Source organism: Pseudoalteromonas holothuriae (assembly GCF_945859825.1).
GTDB lineage: Bacteria > Pseudomonadota > Gammaproteobacteria > Enterobacterales > Alteromonadaceae > Pseudoalteromonas > Pseudoalteromonas holothuriae.
The window spans coordinates 25,119-42,859 of sequence record NZ_CAMAPC010000027.1 but is presented as its reverse complement, the minus strand read 5'-3'; the positions used below and the strand labels follow the sequence as shown (position 1 = coordinate 42,859).

Genomic DNA, 17,741 nt, shown 5'->3' with positions numbered 1-17,741 from the left:
TACTGACATATCCTTCATATCTGTGTGCTTCCTCCCTTTGTGAGGAGTTAAGCACCTTCATCATCGGCAGTGCTCCCTGTAACGCATTTTGCGTGTACATCGACAACTCACACCCCCATACTTGCACCTGTTTTGTGCTTGCATCATGTGAGGCTATATTTTCTGCTGGCTGCCAAAGGCTACTATAACATTGTAACGTGTTCGCACTTCCCAAAGGACGCGTTTGCAAGCCCGACAACATCACACTCAGCTGACCCTGCTCATTAAACATACAGAGCGTAAATACCCCCGTATGTCCTTCTTCTTGACGAACCCACACCCACATTTTGGCACTAAGGGGCTGCCATTGATTTAAGTGCTGTAGATAAAATGGCACCAAAGCACCCGTTCCCCCTTGTTGCAAGTGCAAACACAAACAGCTTTGTAATGCACTGTCTAGCAAACCCGGTGGCAAGGTATACCCGACTGTATCCGAAACCTCTGCATATGCACTTAAATCTAGCTGGGTTAGTACTTCTGACACGCCGTGCCACACCTTTACTATCCCTTGATGAGATGGCCCATATTCAAATCCTAACTGCGCAAATTGACTATAATATTGCGCACCATTACTGGGCTCTGCGCTACATCGCGCTTGTATCTGATGGAGTGTATCGGTTATTGGAGCTCTCGTAGGTGAGTGTATCTGCAACATTCCGTGGCATAACGTTTCATCAGTATCATTCAATACTGTGAAACCATAGTGCGGCCCATCCGGTTGCAACGTCAGCTTTAATTGTGCTGTGCTATTGGCTACAACCACAAATGGGGTTTGCCATACCACCTCATGCAACGTGAGTTGTTGTTGCTCTGTAGCAGACAAGCTCAATGCATCGGCTAAGGCAACTCGTGCCATTTCTAAATAGGCTGCGCCTGGCAAGATACGTTTCCCAAGTATTGTATGATCTGCCAATACTGGCTGCTGCGCAGATAAGGTAGAGCTGTACATCTGCATGGTCATAGTTGAGCAATTTTTATGTACTAGTGGGTGTAATAATGTGCCATTAGCAGCCAAAGCTGAAGATCCGATAGCACTGTAATTGTGATCTACAAAAAATAATTGTTGCTCAAAAGGCTGGCATGGCATAGGTAGACGACGATAAAAACCACCTTTGCTCAACATATGAAAAGGCAGCGAAACACCACTAATATACAATTTAGCAAGCTGTTGAACGTCATCTTTACTCCACAACCAAAGTGGTTGTTCATTACAGATCAAATACCAAGAAAGTATCTCATCTTCCGCGCTATGCTCTTCCTGAACATGAGCATAAAGCAGATTGTTTGAATCATATTCATTTGACTCATTAAGCCACCTCTGAAGATACTTAATTAATCCCTCCATATCTTCCACAAGGCATGCAAGCCTCTGCGAGTGATGAACTCGTCCAGCTAATAATGTAAAACTAACATCCGTCAATTCATACTCTGGACTACGTGTTAGCTTATCCACTACTTTGCCAACGTACTTAGTCAGTTGTTGCTCACTATGAGCTGACAACACAATTAAGTAATATCCTTTCTGGTCTGTTTTATTGGTACCCAAAGCATCTGGTGCTTGTTCTAATATCGCATGTGCGTTTGTGCCACTAAAACCAAATGAACTAATAGCAGCTCTGCAAATGCCCCCCTCTTTTACAGGCCAAGGAGCTACTTGAGTGTTTACTTCAAAACAACTATCGTTCAGCACAATATGACGATTTAGCTTATTAATACCAATCGTTGGTGGAATAACCTTATGCTTAAGCGAAAGAATTACCTTAATCAACCCCGTCATGCCTGCCGCGGTTATTGTGTGCCCAATATTTGGTTTATGCGACCCTATAATACAGGTCCCTGTTACCCCTGAGAAAGCATTCTGTAACGCTTTGACTTCAATTGGATCACCCAATTTTGTACCAGTACCATGAAGCTCAATATACCCAACACTATGTTTTGAAATATCGGCTTTTTCATACAGTGAATTGATCAGTTCGGTTTGTGAGCGACTACTCGGGGCCGTAATCCCTTTGGTTTTACCATCTTGGTTAACAGCCGTTCCTCTGATCTGGGCATAGATATAGTCACCATCCGCAAACGCTTTGCTGGTTGGCTTTAACAGTACACAAGCAACTGATTCACCGGGAACAATCCCATCCGCCTCATCATCAAAAGTGCGACATACACCTCTGTCGGAAAGCATATTGGTTTTTGACGCCATGATGTAGAACTCTGGTGATGTTAACGTAAATACACCGCCAGCCAACGCTAATTCTGACTCTCCTTGCTGTAAGCTTTGACATGCTAAATGCACAGCAACAAGTGCAGAAGAACAAGCAGTATCTACCGCAAGACTTGGCCCTTTTAAATTCAGGTAATACGAAATCCGAGCGGCTAAAATTGCAGAATCATTGCCAAGAAAAGAATGCGAGTTATATTGTTTTATATTATCTAGATAACTGGATTGGCGACATCCGACATACACACCGACTGACTTTCCAGAAAAAGACGCTGGCGAATAACCAGAATCAGCAACACATTTATATGTTTCTTCTAAGAATAACCGTTGCTGAGGGTCCATCCTTGTTGCTTCTTTTGGGGATATATTAAAAAACAATGGATCGAAACCATATATTTCATCTAAAAACCCTCCCCATTTACTTACAGAAGTATTTTCAAGCTCATTATCTTGAGCATAATACGATGATTCTTGCCAGTTTCTTCGGTCGATTGGGTGAATACTGCTTTTTCCCGCAAGCAAATTATCCCAATATGCATCAACGCTATTGGCATCGGGAAAACGCCCAGCCATACCAATTATCGCAATCCCGTCAGAAAACTCCAGTTGCTCTGTATGCGATTCGCTTGTGCTTAAATTGGCATTAGTATCTTTTTGAGTAGTTATTAAAGCGTCTATGTAGGCCAATAACTCAGCTAAATTATCATGGTCAAAAATAGCTTCAACACCCATATTTAAATCAAATTGGTCATTGATATTTTCTATAAATTCTACAGACAAGTATGAGTTAATACCCAACTCTGCAAAACTGGTATTAGGAAGAATGTCTTCATCAACGGACAATAAAGATTTTAGTAGTCCTTTCAAAGCATTTATATCGGGATGTATAGAACGATTAAGTTGCGCAGGGCGTTTTTGGGCTTTACCTGTATTGATAGGGTTATCTTGGTCAGCATCTATAGGTTTAAGCTCGCGAAACTTTAACGTTTCACTGCCTATTAGCATATTAACGTTCTTTTTACCCCAACACATGAACAACTGTCGAAAAATAATTCTATCTTGATGCTTAAGCAACTTACTCCAATCCTTAGCTATAGTACTAAGGGTAGAACTAGGTAAATAACCAGCATTAACAAGCTTTGCAGGTATACCAATACCTTCGGATTTTAAAAATTGCTCCTCACCAATCAAACGACTGTGCGCATGTACCATATGCAGCTGTACATCATCATAGCCCGCACTTTGTAACACCATAGGCAATTGCCTACCTATTCTAGGGTGTCCGCCTTCATCTTCTCTTTGCTGGCAATATGCTTTATACAGATCCGAAAGGCCCGATACATAGGGGTATGTGGTCAAATGCAAGCCAAAATCATTGTCGATAAAAACCGCAATTCCACCTTCTTTAAGTATTCTTAAAACTTCCCATGCTGCTGAAATTGGCTCAGGCACATGCTCTAAAACTAGTCGACAAAATGCAAAATCAAAGCGATTACCCTCAAAGCCGGTATCTAACATTGATCGGTTTACTTGAGAAAAGTTTTTTAAGCCAAGGCTCTGTAGGTATTGTTTAGAGAACTTAAGTAAGTAGTCATCAATTTCGATCTGAGTAACGTGACAATTAGGGAAGTAAGTCAGTATTTTGGATGTTATATAACCAGGTCCACTACCTATTTCAACGATAGACATACCATCTTTTAGCCCGGCATCAAGCATCAGGTTGAATTCTTGCTCCCAAAACAAGTCTACCTGTGCATTTAACCTATCTACTTCATTGTCTACATTTTTTGCGATTTTATGAATATCGTAAGAGCGTTTATTTTTATTAGAGCCTTCCATTACTACAAACATCCAATTTATTATTGTTTTATGACATTAAAACTCATGTCTACTTTGTAACAAAACCTGTTGATTGTGGGCTGCTGCTCATACAAGCAACACAGATAAAAATGCGTATGTTTTTTATTGTTGCAAGTAATGTGAAAAAAAACGTTATCCACATTACTCACCATCATTAGTAACGAGCCTATAAAAATCAGCCAGTTAATTTGAATCTGTTAAAAAAAAACAAACGTAAATAAAGCAATGACCTACCCCATTGTGAACTTTTTTAAAACCCATGTCACTATCTTCACACCAAAAATGAGACTTAATATACTCTTTCTAATTAATTGGTATTTAGACCACCCAAACGAGTCGTTTATTGGAGGCAAAATAACAAAATCAAACATGCTTATCTCGGTTATAGGTAAGCTGATTCTGCGTGCACTTTTAGATACTGACTTACTCTGTATGAGTCACATAACTTAAAAAGTATAAGCAACTGTAAAATATATTAAAAATTAATAAATGGCAAAATTAGAGAACATATTTAAATAGTGTAATTGTGATCTGAATCGACCATATACATGGCCTAATAGGCCTAAATATATATAGACATATGCTTTTTGAAATACACCATTTTGCAATGCGAATTGATGACTTGAAATAGAGACTCACCGTTACAAGGATAAAGTAGCATACGCTACCCTAATGATGTAAAAAGTCGATATTAAACAACTCGTGCTGATCTTGACTATGTGTTTTTTCAGCAATCATTCGGATGCTTTAGCAAGGCAGAACCTGCGCCGCATAGTTACTCTATGTAAGTTAGGTGAAACGTAGAAAAATATCCGAATGGCACGCACTGACCAAACGGTTAAATCAAAGGCTTACACTATGAGCCAATTCCTAGTATTAACAGCCTTTGATTGAAAAAATCATACTTTAAAGGTCAACACGGCCTAGTTTATTATAGGCAGTGACTGCTTAAAATCTAAATAGTGTAAAATTGATCTGTATTATCGTCGATAATTAGAAAACATAGCTAGATCAATACAATTTACGATAGTCTAAGTGCTAACAATCGAATATTGAAACTTATGTCTAATGAATTTGGCTTGCGTCCACTTTTGCGCGATTTGATTTAAATATTAGCTATATTCTGCAATCCAGCCATAACGTTGAATTGCTTTCAACATATCAGCTCTTCTATGAAAAATTGCATTATCCATAATAATAACAGCCCCTGAGTTGAGTTTTGGCAACAAATTTTGAGTTAACCAAGCATGGAACACATGAGAGTTTACAGAGCAATTAAACAATCTCTTTTCCTTGCACCTCACACTCTTTTATGTGAGAAATAAAGGCATTAGGGTGTTTTAGCATTTTTTATAGCTAATATTGAGTTGTTTCAATGCATAATGAATAGTTGGCTAAGTAGCATTAAAATTATCCCACTGAGAATCATTGAGATAATTTTAATGCTATTTTCCAGCGATGCCATATCTACTTTGCTGGCTAGATTATTTCTTATTAAACAAGAGTCTAATTTATTTTTCCTGCGAAGTAGAGTGAATTTACTGATACTGAAGTGTTTAAAGGTCAGCTTTTATTTAGTACCTTGATAGCTGATATACCACATTAGACTGATTTAACTATAGTGCTTTTTTAATGTGGGAGTTAAGCACATTTACTAAATGGTGCAATACTGATCTGAACTAATAAAAGTGGCACATGGTATCACCTGACTCAAATTAAAACGAAAGCCATTAATAATCAAACATTTAAAATAAAAATGAAGACATAGAACGCCTCTAAAATTAGTCCATTCAAGTTATTAATAGAGGTGTGCTCGCCTCTATTAAATAGTGTAATACTGATCTGCACTCATACATTTGAAATGGTGCGAAACTGATCTACCTCTTCTTACCGGATAAGTTAGTTACCACAACCTTTATAATCCGCTAAAATAAGCTTCTCAGAGAGCAAGGCAGTACCACAAAAATACAAAACTAGGCGCTTTTAGCTTTAACTCGTTACTTTATGCCTTTATACCTGTGCATAAAGGCATAAAGTAATGGTGTAGATCTGATCTATATATAGTGCAGATCAGATCTACACTATAAAAACCGAGAAAAATGACATAATTCTGTGTATAAGATCTCAAATAAAATGGTGTACTTTTGATCTGAGCCCAAAATATGTTAATAACCCTGTTTATATCCTGTGAATAAAGAACCAATCATGAAAACATAAAAGTGTGATCATGATCCAATAAATGGTGAATAATGGATCTATAAATGGTGTAATATAGATCTGCCATAACTTATAATGTTCAATAATATCAGATAGATAAATGGCTATTTAATGATATTACCCTTAATACCTTAATACTTAACCTTAAAGAATTAACCTTGATTACCTTTTATATAACTTCAAGCATACTATGTCTTTACAGTAAAATATCGTTTAAACAAGCTATTGAAAGGAGTACATCAATTTCACTACAACTACATCAAATTAAATAAAAGACATGTTTTTTTGTGATTTTTATTGTAAAACCTGCTTTTCTGACATAGCATAAGGGAAAATATGCTGAGGATAATATAAGAATGAGTGTAGACTTCAATGCAATGGCTTTGCGCGCAAAGGAATCTTTAAGAGAATTAAGCGATGAAGTAGACCTAGTCAAAGCAGAAATTAACTTTGAAGGATTACCAACATACACAAAAGCAGCGGTATATAAGAATTTTCCCAAATTATCAAGAACATCTGTAGATAAGTACATCTCTGAGCTTGAATCAGAAGGTTATCAGTTCAAAACAAAGCAACATGGTTCAATAGGTGTTTTTAAATTAACTATTGAAGACATAGTTAAGATTTATGAACGTAAAGGAGAGCAGAAGTGGCGAGATAAGCACTCTACTGCTCAAGTTATTTTCACTTCTTCTTTAAAAGGAGGTGTGACAAAAACAGTATCTACAGTATCGATCGCTCAAGGTTTTAGGTTAAATCCTGAACTTGTTAAAGAAGATTTACGTATCGCAGTCATAGATATGGACCCACAAGGTTCTGCAACTATGTTCTTAAATCATCATTACACCATTAATAGCTTTGATTACACAGCTGCACAAATATGTATAAATCCACAACTAAGCAAAGAAGAAATTTTAAAAAATGGCTTTGTTGATACCACTGTACCGAACGTAAAACTTATGCCTGCATGTATTGAAGATGGTTTTATTGCAAGTTCATGGATGAAACTGCACGCAGAATTAAAAGATGAAGGTTATTCAACATCAACTTACGATCTTTTAAAAGTTAATTTAATTGATAAAATCAAACATGATTTTGATTTTATCTTTTTAGATACTGGACCGCATTTAGATGCGCTACTTTTAAACTCCTTAGTTGCAACAAACTTTATGATAATGCCAGCACCCCCTGCGCATGTTGACTTACATTCAACTCTAACTTTTGTCGAACGTATTCCATCTTTACTAACGCAAATTAAAGAATATGGCTCTGATGTTGATATTACAGGTTTTTACGGATTTATGACTAAGTTTACTGCTTCTCGTGAAGAGCATAGAACATCACAACGTCATTATATTAAAACCCTTGACGATATGTTGTCAGAATATTTACCAAATTTAGAAGCTTTTAACAAAGTAGGCCAATCATACGAAACTGTTTTAACTATTCAAGGAAAGGACTATCAAGGTTCACAACAAAGTCTTAGTAAAGCGGCTGAGTCGGTCAGAAAAATATCATCTGCACTTTTCATGCAAATAGAACGTGATTTAGAGAAGGTTAAATAATGGCGTTAAAACATAAAGGACGAATGAAAGACTCGCTTCCTGAAACAAAATTACCAGATGGTTCGATTGAAAAGTTAATGCCGAGCGGAAATAAAGTCAGATTCTATCCATTCGAAATTAAAGCTGAAGATTTACCAGAAATTGCGTCTCAGTCTAAGTTTAATCCAAGACGATACGAAGATTTAAAGTTACCAGCTGTTGAAGATATTTTTCCATCTATTAAAGAAAGTAAGCGAAATGCTTATCCCATTTATATTGTAGGGTCTTTAGATAACTTTAAAGTTATTGTTGGTTTGAGACGTTTTTTTGCTGTAAAGAATGTACCTGGTGCAGTCTTGGTTGGCTATCGCGTAAATCATCTAGAAAGCAGTGATGAATGTTACCTAGCCAAATGGTCAGATAAATATGTAGCACCATCTTTTGTTGATATTGGACTGACAATTAAAAAAGAACGCGATTTTTCTGAGTTAAGTGCTAGACAGTTAGCTGAGTTATTTGATGTTTCAAAAGATACTGCAAATATGGGGCAACGAGTTGCTAAATTGCCTAAAAGAATGTTTGAATTATTCCCAGCATATCAATATGTTACATTTAGATTTGTTCAAGAAGTATCTGGGTTAGAGTTACCTGAAGACAAATTAAACAATGTGATTGATATCACATATGAGAAATTTTTATCCGATATTGAAGACTATTCCAAAGAAGTTGAGTCTCCTCAATACGCAAAGCTCTCTAAAAGCATACAAAACTTTATTTTGAAGCAAATTCGAGAGCCTATAGCAAAACCTGAAAATCCTTGGCAAGATTTTGTCAAAGTGAAAAATATAAAAACAAAGGTAGATGCAAAAGGTCGCCTATCAATTACATTAGATGAACATGTTGAGCCTGCACTAATCGAAAAAGTCTTCGATTTACTCAATGAAGGTTTACGTTAATACAACTAAAGTTTTGAGATTGATATACCCTCCCCTACAATGGTGGAAAATGAGATGAGTGAAAGAACTTTTAAAGTTGGCAACTTGCCTGAGAGTATAAGGCAGGAAGTAAAGAAAATTCAAAGCGCTGAGGAAGTGCTTCAGCTCTCTCGCTTTGTAGGGACCGGTGCATTAGGTGAAAAATCTGGAATGGTGGTTTCTAACTCCTTTCAACCCTATGACTTATGGTCTAGGTTCGTAAGAGATAAGCGAAGGCCTATAGCATTTGTTAACGCAGATAAAAGAGTCGTGATCTCTCGACAATTATCCGAAAAGTTTCAACATAAGTTGTACCATGGTAATTTAGAGATCACGCCAGCTATTATTTCAAAAAAAGATACTGACTATATCGCCTACCCTTCCGATAGAGAGGAAAAGGTGGAGCGAGCACTCATTAGGTTAGCGTCAAAAGGAAATATTATCGCCATTAATGGCAAAATGGGACAACAATACGCGGTTTGTTTCACTTTAAAAGAGCTTCAAAATGAAATGAAGTCAGTCAACCAAACATTAAACCTTCCAGATCTAAAAGAGTCTCTGCATATTTTAAAAGGGGCTATGTTACGGATGACTTTGGATGTAGAGAATCCAGAAACTGGAACTGTTGAACATTTCGATACTACAACCAATTATCTAGATGCGGTTCATTTTTCTGGTGAACGTGGGCGCTCCAGCGTAAAATGTTTGGCAATTTTGAACAGTGTTGTTGCAGCAAAAATAGAAAATGTAGAGTATAGAGGCTATCTATTTGAGAGAACTCAAATTTTTAGCCGCTCTTTGTCAAGGTGGTTAGCGCTGCGGTTATACACCGTTTTTCGGTATGCTGCGCCAGGTAAAAATTATCATTTCCTGTTAGTTGATTTAATGATTCGCTTTGGAGCTATCGAAAATAAAGAGTTGTCTTGTAATAGGCTTGTTGCTATTCGGCGTGATATGACACAAACAATGCGTGATTTTATCGATGCTGAAATTATACTTAACTATGAAGTAGAAAACCGTAAGGATGATGACGGCCGGATTATTGATTATTTATATAAAATTTATCCAAGCGACCGATTTTCTCAAGAGGTATTAAACTTAAATAAGCAGGCTAAAACTATCGAAATGACCTTTGTGAATGAAGACGAGATAGAAAAGCTGATGGAGTAGATGCCATCTTTTGGCATCATTCTACTCTGTTGTGATTTAGTGTGTTTTTGTTGGGACGTTGTTAGCTGATGCAACCTCACCAAGCTATAATACTTTATATATTCAGCAAAATCATTTCTCATGTAATCGTCAGTAGTGCGTAGATCACCTCAAGCATTGACTTAGCATTGTGCAAACATATCTTTTACCTGCTTCCTAAAGTTATAAGCCTTAATTATGGTTCTAACGACTAAGTTAACTTAGCTAAAGCGACTGTTTTTTCTTAAATTCAGTTGTATATTTTTAGTTTTTTCATTTTACACCTCAATATTGGACTTTTCCCTGAACAATTACGGTGCTTTCAAGGTTGTTATCGCTTTGGCTGTTAAGCTGCTTCTTTTTGTTCTCTGGGTTTAACTCCATATTACTGATTTCATCCCATTCTAATGTTCATTGACCGGCGCTTAGGATGCTTTTCTTTTGCTTCGCTATATAGCTCACTGTGTTTTGCCAGTATCGCTTTATCTTCACCATTGTGGCGTTACGAATTTGATTCCATTATGTCTGTGCTCATTGTTGTACCACTTGCTAAAGTCTTTCACCCACGACCTTACATCTTCCAGGCTTTTAAAGCCTTCGATTGGCCTGCGGTGACAGTATTTAACTGTGCGAAACAGCGATTGTGAGTACGGGTTGTCATTACTGACACCCGGACGGCGACGAGAACCAATCACCCCCATATCAATCATTTTAGTTTGCATCAATAAGCACTTCATTGGGCTGCCGTTATTTGAGTGCAATACGACGTCTTTTTTTATGCACTTCTCTGCCCAAAGGCTGCGCTCAAGTAATTCAACTGCATACTCCCCAGACTCACTTTCATAAACTTCCCAGCCGACTATTTTTTGACTGAAAATGTCGATTATCATAGAGAGATAAAGAACCGGCGGTAATCCTCCCGAAAAATTGTTGACGCACAGTGGCTTATGCCCCTAGTCCACATTTGGTTTGTTGCTGTTGTTGTATACCCCTTAGGTTTAGTTCGACTACCTTTAGGTTTTGCTTTACCTCGATGGGTTAGCTGGCCATTGGCTTTCAACACACGATAAAAGCTCGATATTGCCCTTTATTTGCCTGCATTGGTACGATTTGGCTCGGTCCTAAATTGGCGTATTCTTCTTGGTTACAGGTATCTAATACCGCTTGCTGTTCTTCCTTTGTGAGCTTATTGCTCGGCTCTGGCCTATCCGCTGTTACTCTTTTATCAACACTGATTTTACCACTTTCCTGCCAGCGCTGTAACGTGCGTATCGACAAGTCAATTTCTTCACAGGCTTTCTCTTTTCTTGTTCCAGAGACAACGGCTTCATCAATCAAGGTTGCATAATGCTGCCTACCTGTGAGTGAGATTAATTGTCCTCGTCTTCCTCCCAGTAGGCATTTAACTTTTTTCTTAGCACCAACAAGGCCGCTGTTTCAGCAAGCGCAGCCTTTAGTTCTCTTTCTAACTCATTAATCCGTTTTCGGTCAGCTTTTCGCTCTTGAGTTAATTGCTTACGCTGCTGGGTTTTAGTTTGGTTTCCTGCAATGTAGCTTTGCTTCCACTTTTTAACTTGTTCAGGGTAAAGACCTTTGTTGCGGCAATACTCACTTAACTCAATTTCACTTTATGATTCGGTTTCTAAAACAATTGAGAATTTTTGCTCGGGTGACCAGCCACCTTAACTATTACTATCTGTCAAACTAGAACCTACTTTAAATACCTATCTCGCCATGAATACAAAGTAGATAAGTTGAGGCTTGCTAGCTTTGTGAATTGACGTAATGAAAAACCACTTTCAATCAGCTTTCTTATGATCTTCAGGATAATGTTTCACTCATAACTAACTTACCGCTCCCTGTTTTATTTTTATGAAAACTGAGGCGATAATTATCCTGACACAGAGGTTAGGAAGCCCTCGTTTTCATATTTATATCGAATTGGTCAATATAATGAGGTTGTAAATGATGTTTTCGACGCCCTGACTTAATCGGTACACTACTCTGCTTGGTTATAAACTCGATATTTATATCTGTTTGCATATTGATGTTGCCGTTGCGGTGATATTACTGTGAAATTTATATAGGTTATTTCAGATCGTACTGTTTCTCATTTTATTTCTTTATGTGAATAACATGAAGCTATGACTTTGCTATGTTTTCATCCATGAACTAGGTGTCGAGCGCTAGACACTCTAGGCGATGTTTTTTATCAAGATAAAACCAAAACTGACAAAGTTTATTTGATACGCTGTCGTAAAGATGAATATGATAAATGAGTAACTATCAACGAAGTTATTTTTTATATTCTGATCAGTTTTAATGGTAATTTAATTTTGAATAATCCAAAAGAACTGTTGACTTTTGAACATATAGTGCTCAACAGAGAAGTCATGAAGGTGCGAATACATCCGAGGCCAGAGGTAGATCAGCAATTTTAGCCCGTATATAAGCTAGCATCTAATTTCTTTTTGACATTTACAGGGAGTCCATATAAGCCGCTAGTGCTTGCTGCCATTTAATCCCGACGTTTGCTTTGCCGTTCAGTGTATTCTTAATATGTTGTATCTTCAGGAGAAGAAACAACTTGTGCGTTGGCCGTATCAGTATTAAGCGTGAGTCCGGTCTGTTTTGGTAACGCTATTTGCTTAGTAATAAAACTGTGTTTGAAATAACCATTAAAACGCTCCACTTTACTTTTCGATTTAGTATGGCCTTTACCCGCAATTGGATGTACGGGTGATGTTTCTTAAATCACAACTTACAGTGCTTCGAGCTATCGAGCTGTCACTAATAGTTCGGATACTTTGACTTTGTTTATGTTACACATGAATATCCATTAGTTCCTCATGATTTAACAATTACATCTCGACCACCATTTTTCATAGTGGGTGATCATTGTGCATCAGGTGGATCAATTTTAAATTGTCGTGAGTGGATTAGTTTTACGCTATCGATAACAGATATGAAATATAAACGGCGTGGTGTAACTTAATCCCAAACAGAATACCAAGTTTATATAATGTCATTAAAATGCTGTTATAAATGAACAAGCCTATCTTAGGTTGACATATTCAAAGCATTAGTCTAAATTCGGACTATTAGTCTAAATTCGGACTATTAGTCTAAATTCGGACTATTAGTCTGAATTCAGACTGATTTTATCTTTAACCAAAAAATAAACAGCAGCTAGCGAGGTTGTTATGAGAACGATAGCAAACATAAGTGATATGAAAGCGAGGGCTGCTAGCCTTCATGATGAACTGGGTTTTCAGCCCTTATTTGTTACGCAAAATGGACGAGAGTCTTTAGTTATTCAAACCCATGAGGCTTATCTATATCAGCAGGAAAAAATCGCTTTTATGGAGTTGTTATTAAGATCTAAAAAGGATGTAGAACAATGTAAAGTTGCGCCTCTTGATGATTTTTTAGATTCACTATAAGTCACATTGATGAAAGTAAATATTGTTATTTCGGCGTCAGCGCAAGCACAAATTAGAAATGTTATTGAGTGGAGTAGTAGGCATCAACCTGTAGAGCGTGTCAAAGAAAAGATTAAAACGGTCATTCTGCAATGGAAAAAGCAAATTGAAAAATTTCCACAAAGTGGTATACGCTGTCAATATTTAGAAGATTTGAGTTATCAAGAGATGCTTAAGGACGATTATCGCTTTATCTATGAAATCAATCAAACGGATACCGAACATTGCTTTGTATATCTGCACATCTTTTGTCATCAAAGAATGGACTACAAGACATTAATTGAAACGTCGTTAGTTGTCTAGCGCTAGACACTAAAATGCTTTTTAAAATCATTTCATGCCATAACCACCTTTAGGCCCGCAAAGAGACATGTGGGCTGCAACTCTCTAATATCCCATTTTACGTCCATTGATATAGAACATACTCTCTGATATAAATTTCCCTTATATTTTTGTTCTAAATAGCGGTATTATCAAGGGGGACAAGCAGGCCTATTACAGTATATTATAATTCGCACCTGTTAGGCTAAAAACCAATACAAAAGTAGTTAGTAAGAGAATAAAGATATCATAAAGGAAACGACCTAATAATAACGAGGAATGTATTTTGAATGTAGGTATAGAGTCATTCAACTTCTATAGTGGAGTTGCTTATCTTGATGTAATGAAACTGGCTGAATATAGAAATTTAGATGCATATCGCTTTGAAAATTTGATGATGCGAGAAAAATCTGTAGCGTTACCTTTCGAGGATCCGGTTACCTATGGCGTGAATGCCGCAAAGCCGATTCTAGATAGAATGTCTGCTGCTGAGAAAGAACAAATTGAAATGGTGATCACTTGTTCAGAATCAGGAATAGACTTTGGTAAGTCTATGAGTACTTATATTCACCATTATCTTGGTTTAAATAGAAACTGTAGGCTATTTGAAATTAAACAAGCTTGTTATTCTGGTACCGCCGGGCTACAAATGGCAATTAACTTTGTACTGAGCCAAACATCTCCTGGTGCTAAAGCACTCGTAATCGCTACAGATATTTCTCGTTTTGTTGCAGCTGAAGCGGGTACGTCACTATCAAGTGACTGGTCTTACGCTGAGCCAAGTAGTGGTGCAGGAGCTATTGCTATGCTTGTTAGTGATAACCCAAAAATCTTTCAAGTGGATATAGGGGCAAATGGTTATTATGGCTATGAAGTTATGGATACATGTCGCCCTGAGCCTGACATGGAAGCTGGAGACTCTGACTTATCACTTATGTCATATTTAGACTGCTGTGAGCAAGCATATTTAGAATATGAAAAAAGAGTAGAAGGTGTTGACTATAAACATTCCTTTGACTATCTAGCATTTCATACTCCTTTTGGCGGTATGGTTAAAGGTGCGCATCGAACGATGATGCGTAAACTTGTTAAGCTCCCTCCCCCTGAAATTGAGGAAGATTTTGAGAAACGTGTATTACCAAGTATTGGCTTTTGTCAACGTGTAGGAAACGTAATGGGTGCAACACTGTACCTAGCGCTAATTGGTCTCATCAACAATGGTAACTTTGATCGACCTAAAAGAATTGGCTGCTTTTCTTATGGTTCTGGGTGTTGCTCAGAGTTTTTTAGTGGCGTAGTTTTTGAAGACTCTCCGAGCATTGTAAGAGGTATGGGCATTGAAGCTCACCTTAATGGTCGTTACGAATTAAAAATGGATGAGTACATAACCATTATTGAGAATAATGTGAATATCAAGTTTGGCACCAGAAACACAACCGTTGAACATTTGTCGCTACCTGAAGCTTGGAAAGTGATTGACGGCAAGGAAAAACTATATTTACACCAAATAAATGAGTTTCATCGCGAATATAAGTGGAGCTAGAGGAAGAGAATTTCATGGTTAATGAAGTAACACTAGTAGAGGTAACGCCCGAAATTGCGCTGATAACACTTAAAGATGTTAAGCATAAAAACACCTTCACAAAGGAGTTGATAGAAGGGTTGCTTTATGCATTTGCCCAGATCAAAGCAAACACACAGTATAAAGTTGTGATCCTTACTGGCTACGAGAGCTACTTTGTATCTGGTGGAACACAAGAGTCTTTGATGGCTATCTATAATAAAGAATTACAATTTAATGCAGTGAACATTTATAGTTTAGCACTGGATTGTGAACTCCCCGTCATATCTGCAATGCAAGGTCATGGTATTGGGGGTGGGTTTGTATTTGGGTTATTTTCCGATTTTGTTGTACTGAGTAAAGAAAGTATCTATACCGCTAACTTTATGAAATACGGCTTTACTCCTGGTATGGGCGCAACCTATATTTTACCTAAAAAACTTGGAGTTAGCTTAGGGCATGAGATGCTTCTCCTAGGTCGAACATATCGAGGTATTGAACTGGAGCAACGCGGTATTCCATTTATGGTCGTTAGACGTGCAGAGGTCATGAATAAAGCCATGGAACTTGCTGAAGAACTCGCGGAGAAACCAAGGTGTTCTCTTATAACGTTAAAGGCTCATTTGGTTTCAGGTATGCGTAATGAGCTGGATGGCTTTATAGAGAAGGAGCTCAAAATGCATGATGAAACCTTCCATCAAGAAGAGGTTAAAGAGAAAATAGCAACGCTATTTGGGCAATAAGTTGATTAATGGGCTTGAATGAACTTTCCCAAGCCCAATTTTACATAATATGGCAGCGTAGTATTTGGGATTGATCAACTTCATAATTGCTCTTTGCTGCTAAAGTTTGCTTTGCAAAATGTTATTGTAGTGTGATTTTTTAATTACATGGAAATATGTTCAGATATGAAATGTACTATACGATTGATGAGCTATTTACTCAATTTTTAGACTATCGAAAATTATTATAATCCAGCTGTACATTAAAAATTGAGAGGTATCTTTAGCAACATAATTTAATCTAGTATTCTTATATGATTTCATTGTAATACGTTATTTTTTAATATTATCAAATAGTTGAATAGAGAATGTGGAGGCATATTTATTTCAGGTAAATGTTGCATTTTTTAAATTAGTAAGAGACTATCTATGATACATAAGAGGTACATGTGGCTGTTCAAGAACCTTTAAATTAATTTTAATTTTCTAGGTCTACAATTGATAAATATATGTTACGCTAAGAGGAACTACGTTGCCCGTCAAAGACTTATTTGCCAAGTTCAAAACAGATGGAAATATGTTGTTAGTAACAGGAAGGAAAGTTAAGTGAGTTTTAGCACTGTCAGAAATAATCATTCTTTAAATGAGGAGTTCAAGAGAAGCCCAACAATATTTATGTTTTCAGGACAAGGCTCTCAATTTTACCAAATGGGAAGAGGGTTATATGAAAGCAACGCTACTTTTAAGCATAGGCTGCAATCCCTAGATAGTTTGTTTTACCTAGAAGCTGGATACTCAATTGTTGAATATCTCTATGATGATAAAAAGCTGCGCTCAGAACCTTTTGAAAAAATATCCTTAACGCATCCCGCTATTTTTATGATTGAGCTTGCGCTTGCAAATACACTGATTGATGAAGGTATTAAACCTGATGGTGTTATGGGGGCCAGCTTGGGAGAGCTTTGTGCCGCTGTAGTTGCTGGCATCATTAGTGCCCATGAAGCGATAAAAATAGTTATTAAACAAGCTACTATATTTGAAAAATTAGACAGTGGTGCGATGCTAGCCGTTTTATATGATTTGGAACTTTACTATCTTACACCTGCGATCAATCAGACGTGTGATATAGCGGCGGTTAATTCACAAAAAAACTTCGTAATTGCTGGAACCCGTGAAAATATAGCAGAGGTTACAGCACTTCTTAAAGACAAAGGTATTGTGTATCAGTATCTTCCCGTAAAACAAGCATTCCATTCGTCTTGTATTGACCATATAAAAGAGCACTTCAATGAGGAAATGCGTTCTTTCACAACCTTTGCCGCTAAGCTTCCTTATTATTCTTGTTTAAGTGCAAGTAAAGTAACGCATATTGACACATCGTATTTCTTTAACGTTATTCGAGATCCGATAAGAGTGAGCGACACGATAAGATATTTAGAAGCTAGAGGACCGTTCAATTATGTTGATCTTGGTCCATCAGGCACTTTGGCTAACTCGGTAAAATATAATATTTCACAGAGTGGAGGCTCAAAACCACTGAGTGTAATGAGTCCTTTTGGCGACGATACAACGAGACTTAATAACGTATTATCAACTTTAAAAATATAATATAACA

10 protein-coding genes and 1 pseudogene are annotated in these 17,741 nt (G+C 37.2%); 8 read left to right on the top strand and 3 right to left on the bottom strand.

Annotated elements, in window-relative coordinates; genetic code table 11:
- Positions 1-4,096, bottom strand: a 4,096-nt coding sequence (locus tag OCI93_RS19915; RefSeq protein ID WP_261627133.1) for a beta-ketoacyl synthase N-terminal-like domain-containing protein, incomplete at its 3' end; no start/stop codon positions are given.
- A gap of 1,133 nt (positions 4,097-5,229) precedes the next feature.
- The gene (locus OCI93_RS19910; RefSeq protein WP_261595318.1) at positions 5,230-5,400 is read right to left on the bottom strand and encodes a transposase; all 171 of its coding nucleotides are present in this window, start codon (positions 5,398-5,400) and stop codon (positions 5,230-5,232) included.
- A 1,290-nt stretch (positions 5,401-6,690) separates the two neighbouring features.
- Here OCI93_RS19910 and OCI93_RS19905 point away from each other — a divergent pair.
- The 3 genes from OCI93_RS19905 to OCI93_RS19895 are packed head-to-tail and all read left to right on the top strand — an operon-like array spanning position 6,691 to position 10,022.
- A complete protein-coding gene (locus OCI93_RS19905; protein ID WP_261595317.1) occupies positions 6,691-7,899 on the top strand; it encodes an AAA family ATPase in 1,209 nt (402 codons plus the stop codon).
- Positions 7,899-8,834 (top strand): ParB N-terminal domain-containing protein, encoded by a 936-nt coding sequence (locus tag OCI93_RS19900; protein WP_261627132.1) that lies wholly within the window; start codon positions 7,899-7,901, stop codon positions 8,832-8,834. Before OCI93_RS19905 ends, OCI93_RS19900 begins: the two co-directional genes overlap by 1 nt.
- A 54-nt stretch (positions 8,835-8,888) precedes the next feature.
- Complete coding sequence (locus tag OCI93_RS19895) at positions 8,889-10,022, top strand: replication protein A (RefSeq protein ID WP_261595315.1); 1,134 nt, start codon at positions 8,889-8,891, stop codon at positions 10,020-10,022.
- A gap of 372 nt (positions 10,023-10,394) precedes the next feature.
- Here OCI93_RS19895 and OCI93_RS19890 read toward each other — a convergent pair.
- Positions 10,395-11,871, bottom strand: a pseudogene (locus tag OCI93_RS19890) (IS3 family transposase); the annotation flags it as partial.
- Positions 11,872-13,243: 1,372 nt separating this feature from the next.
- Between OCI93_RS19890 and OCI93_RS19885 the strand changes: the two are divergent.
- The 5 genes from OCI93_RS19885 to OCI93_RS19865 all read left to right on the top strand — a co-directional run bounded on the left by OCI93_RS19885 (position 13,244) and on the right by OCI93_RS19865 (position 17,734).
- Positions 13,244-13,483, top strand: a complete 240-nt coding sequence (locus OCI93_RS19885; RefSeq protein WP_261595314.1) for a prevent-host-death protein — start codon at positions 13,244-13,246, stop codon at positions 13,481-13,483.
- A gap of 9 nt (positions 13,484-13,492) precedes the next feature.
- Entirely contained in the window at positions 13,493-13,825 is a 333-nt protein-coding gene (locus OCI93_RS19880; protein WP_261595313.1) for a type II toxin-antitoxin system RelE/ParE family toxin, read from the top strand.
- Positions 13,826-14,129: 304 nt separating this feature from the next.
- Complete coding sequence (locus OCI93_RS19875) at positions 14,130-15,386, top strand: hydroxymethylglutaryl-CoA synthase family protein (protein ID WP_315942741.1); 1,257 nt, start codon at positions 14,130-14,132, stop codon at positions 15,384-15,386.
- 14 nt (positions 15,387-15,400) lie between these two features.
- Entirely contained in the window at positions 15,401-16,147 is a 747-nt protein-coding gene (locus tag OCI93_RS19870; protein ID WP_261595312.1) for a polyketide synthase, read from the top strand.
- A gap of 585 nt (positions 16,148-16,732) precedes the next feature.
- Positions 16,733-17,734 carry an acyltransferase domain-containing protein gene (locus tag OCI93_RS19865; RefSeq protein ID WP_261627131.1) on the top strand — a complete coding sequence of 334 codons (1,002 nt, stop codon included), beginning with the start codon at positions 16,733-16,735 and terminating at the stop codon, positions 17,732-17,734.
- Positions 17,735-17,741: the final 7 nt, after the last annotated feature.

Excerpts from the sequence above, each read along its gene's own strand:
- OCI93_RS19905 (WP_261595317.1), top strand. The coding sequence starts at position 6,691 with ATGAGTGTAGACTTCAATGCAATGGCTTTGCGCGCAAAGGAATCTTTA.
- OCI93_RS19900 (WP_261627132.1), top strand. The coding sequence starts at position 7,899 with ATGGCGTTAAAACATAAAGGACGAATGAAAGACTCGCTTCCTGAAACA.
- OCI93_RS19895 (WP_261595315.1), top strand. The coding sequence starts at position 8,889 with ATGAGTGAAAGAACTTTTAAAGTTGGCAACTTGCCTGAGAGTATAAGG.
- OCI93_RS19885 (WP_261595314.1), top strand. The coding sequence starts at position 13,244 with ATGAGAACGATAGCAAACATAAGTGATATGAAAGCGAGGGCTGCTAGC.
- OCI93_RS19880 (WP_261595313.1), top strand. The coding sequence starts at position 13,493 with ATGAAAGTAAATATTGTTATTTCGGCGTCAGCGCAAGCACAAATTAGA.
- OCI93_RS19870 (WP_261595312.1), top strand. The coding sequence starts at position 15,401 with ATGGTTAATGAAGTAACACTAGTAGAGGTAACGCCCGAAATTGCGCTG.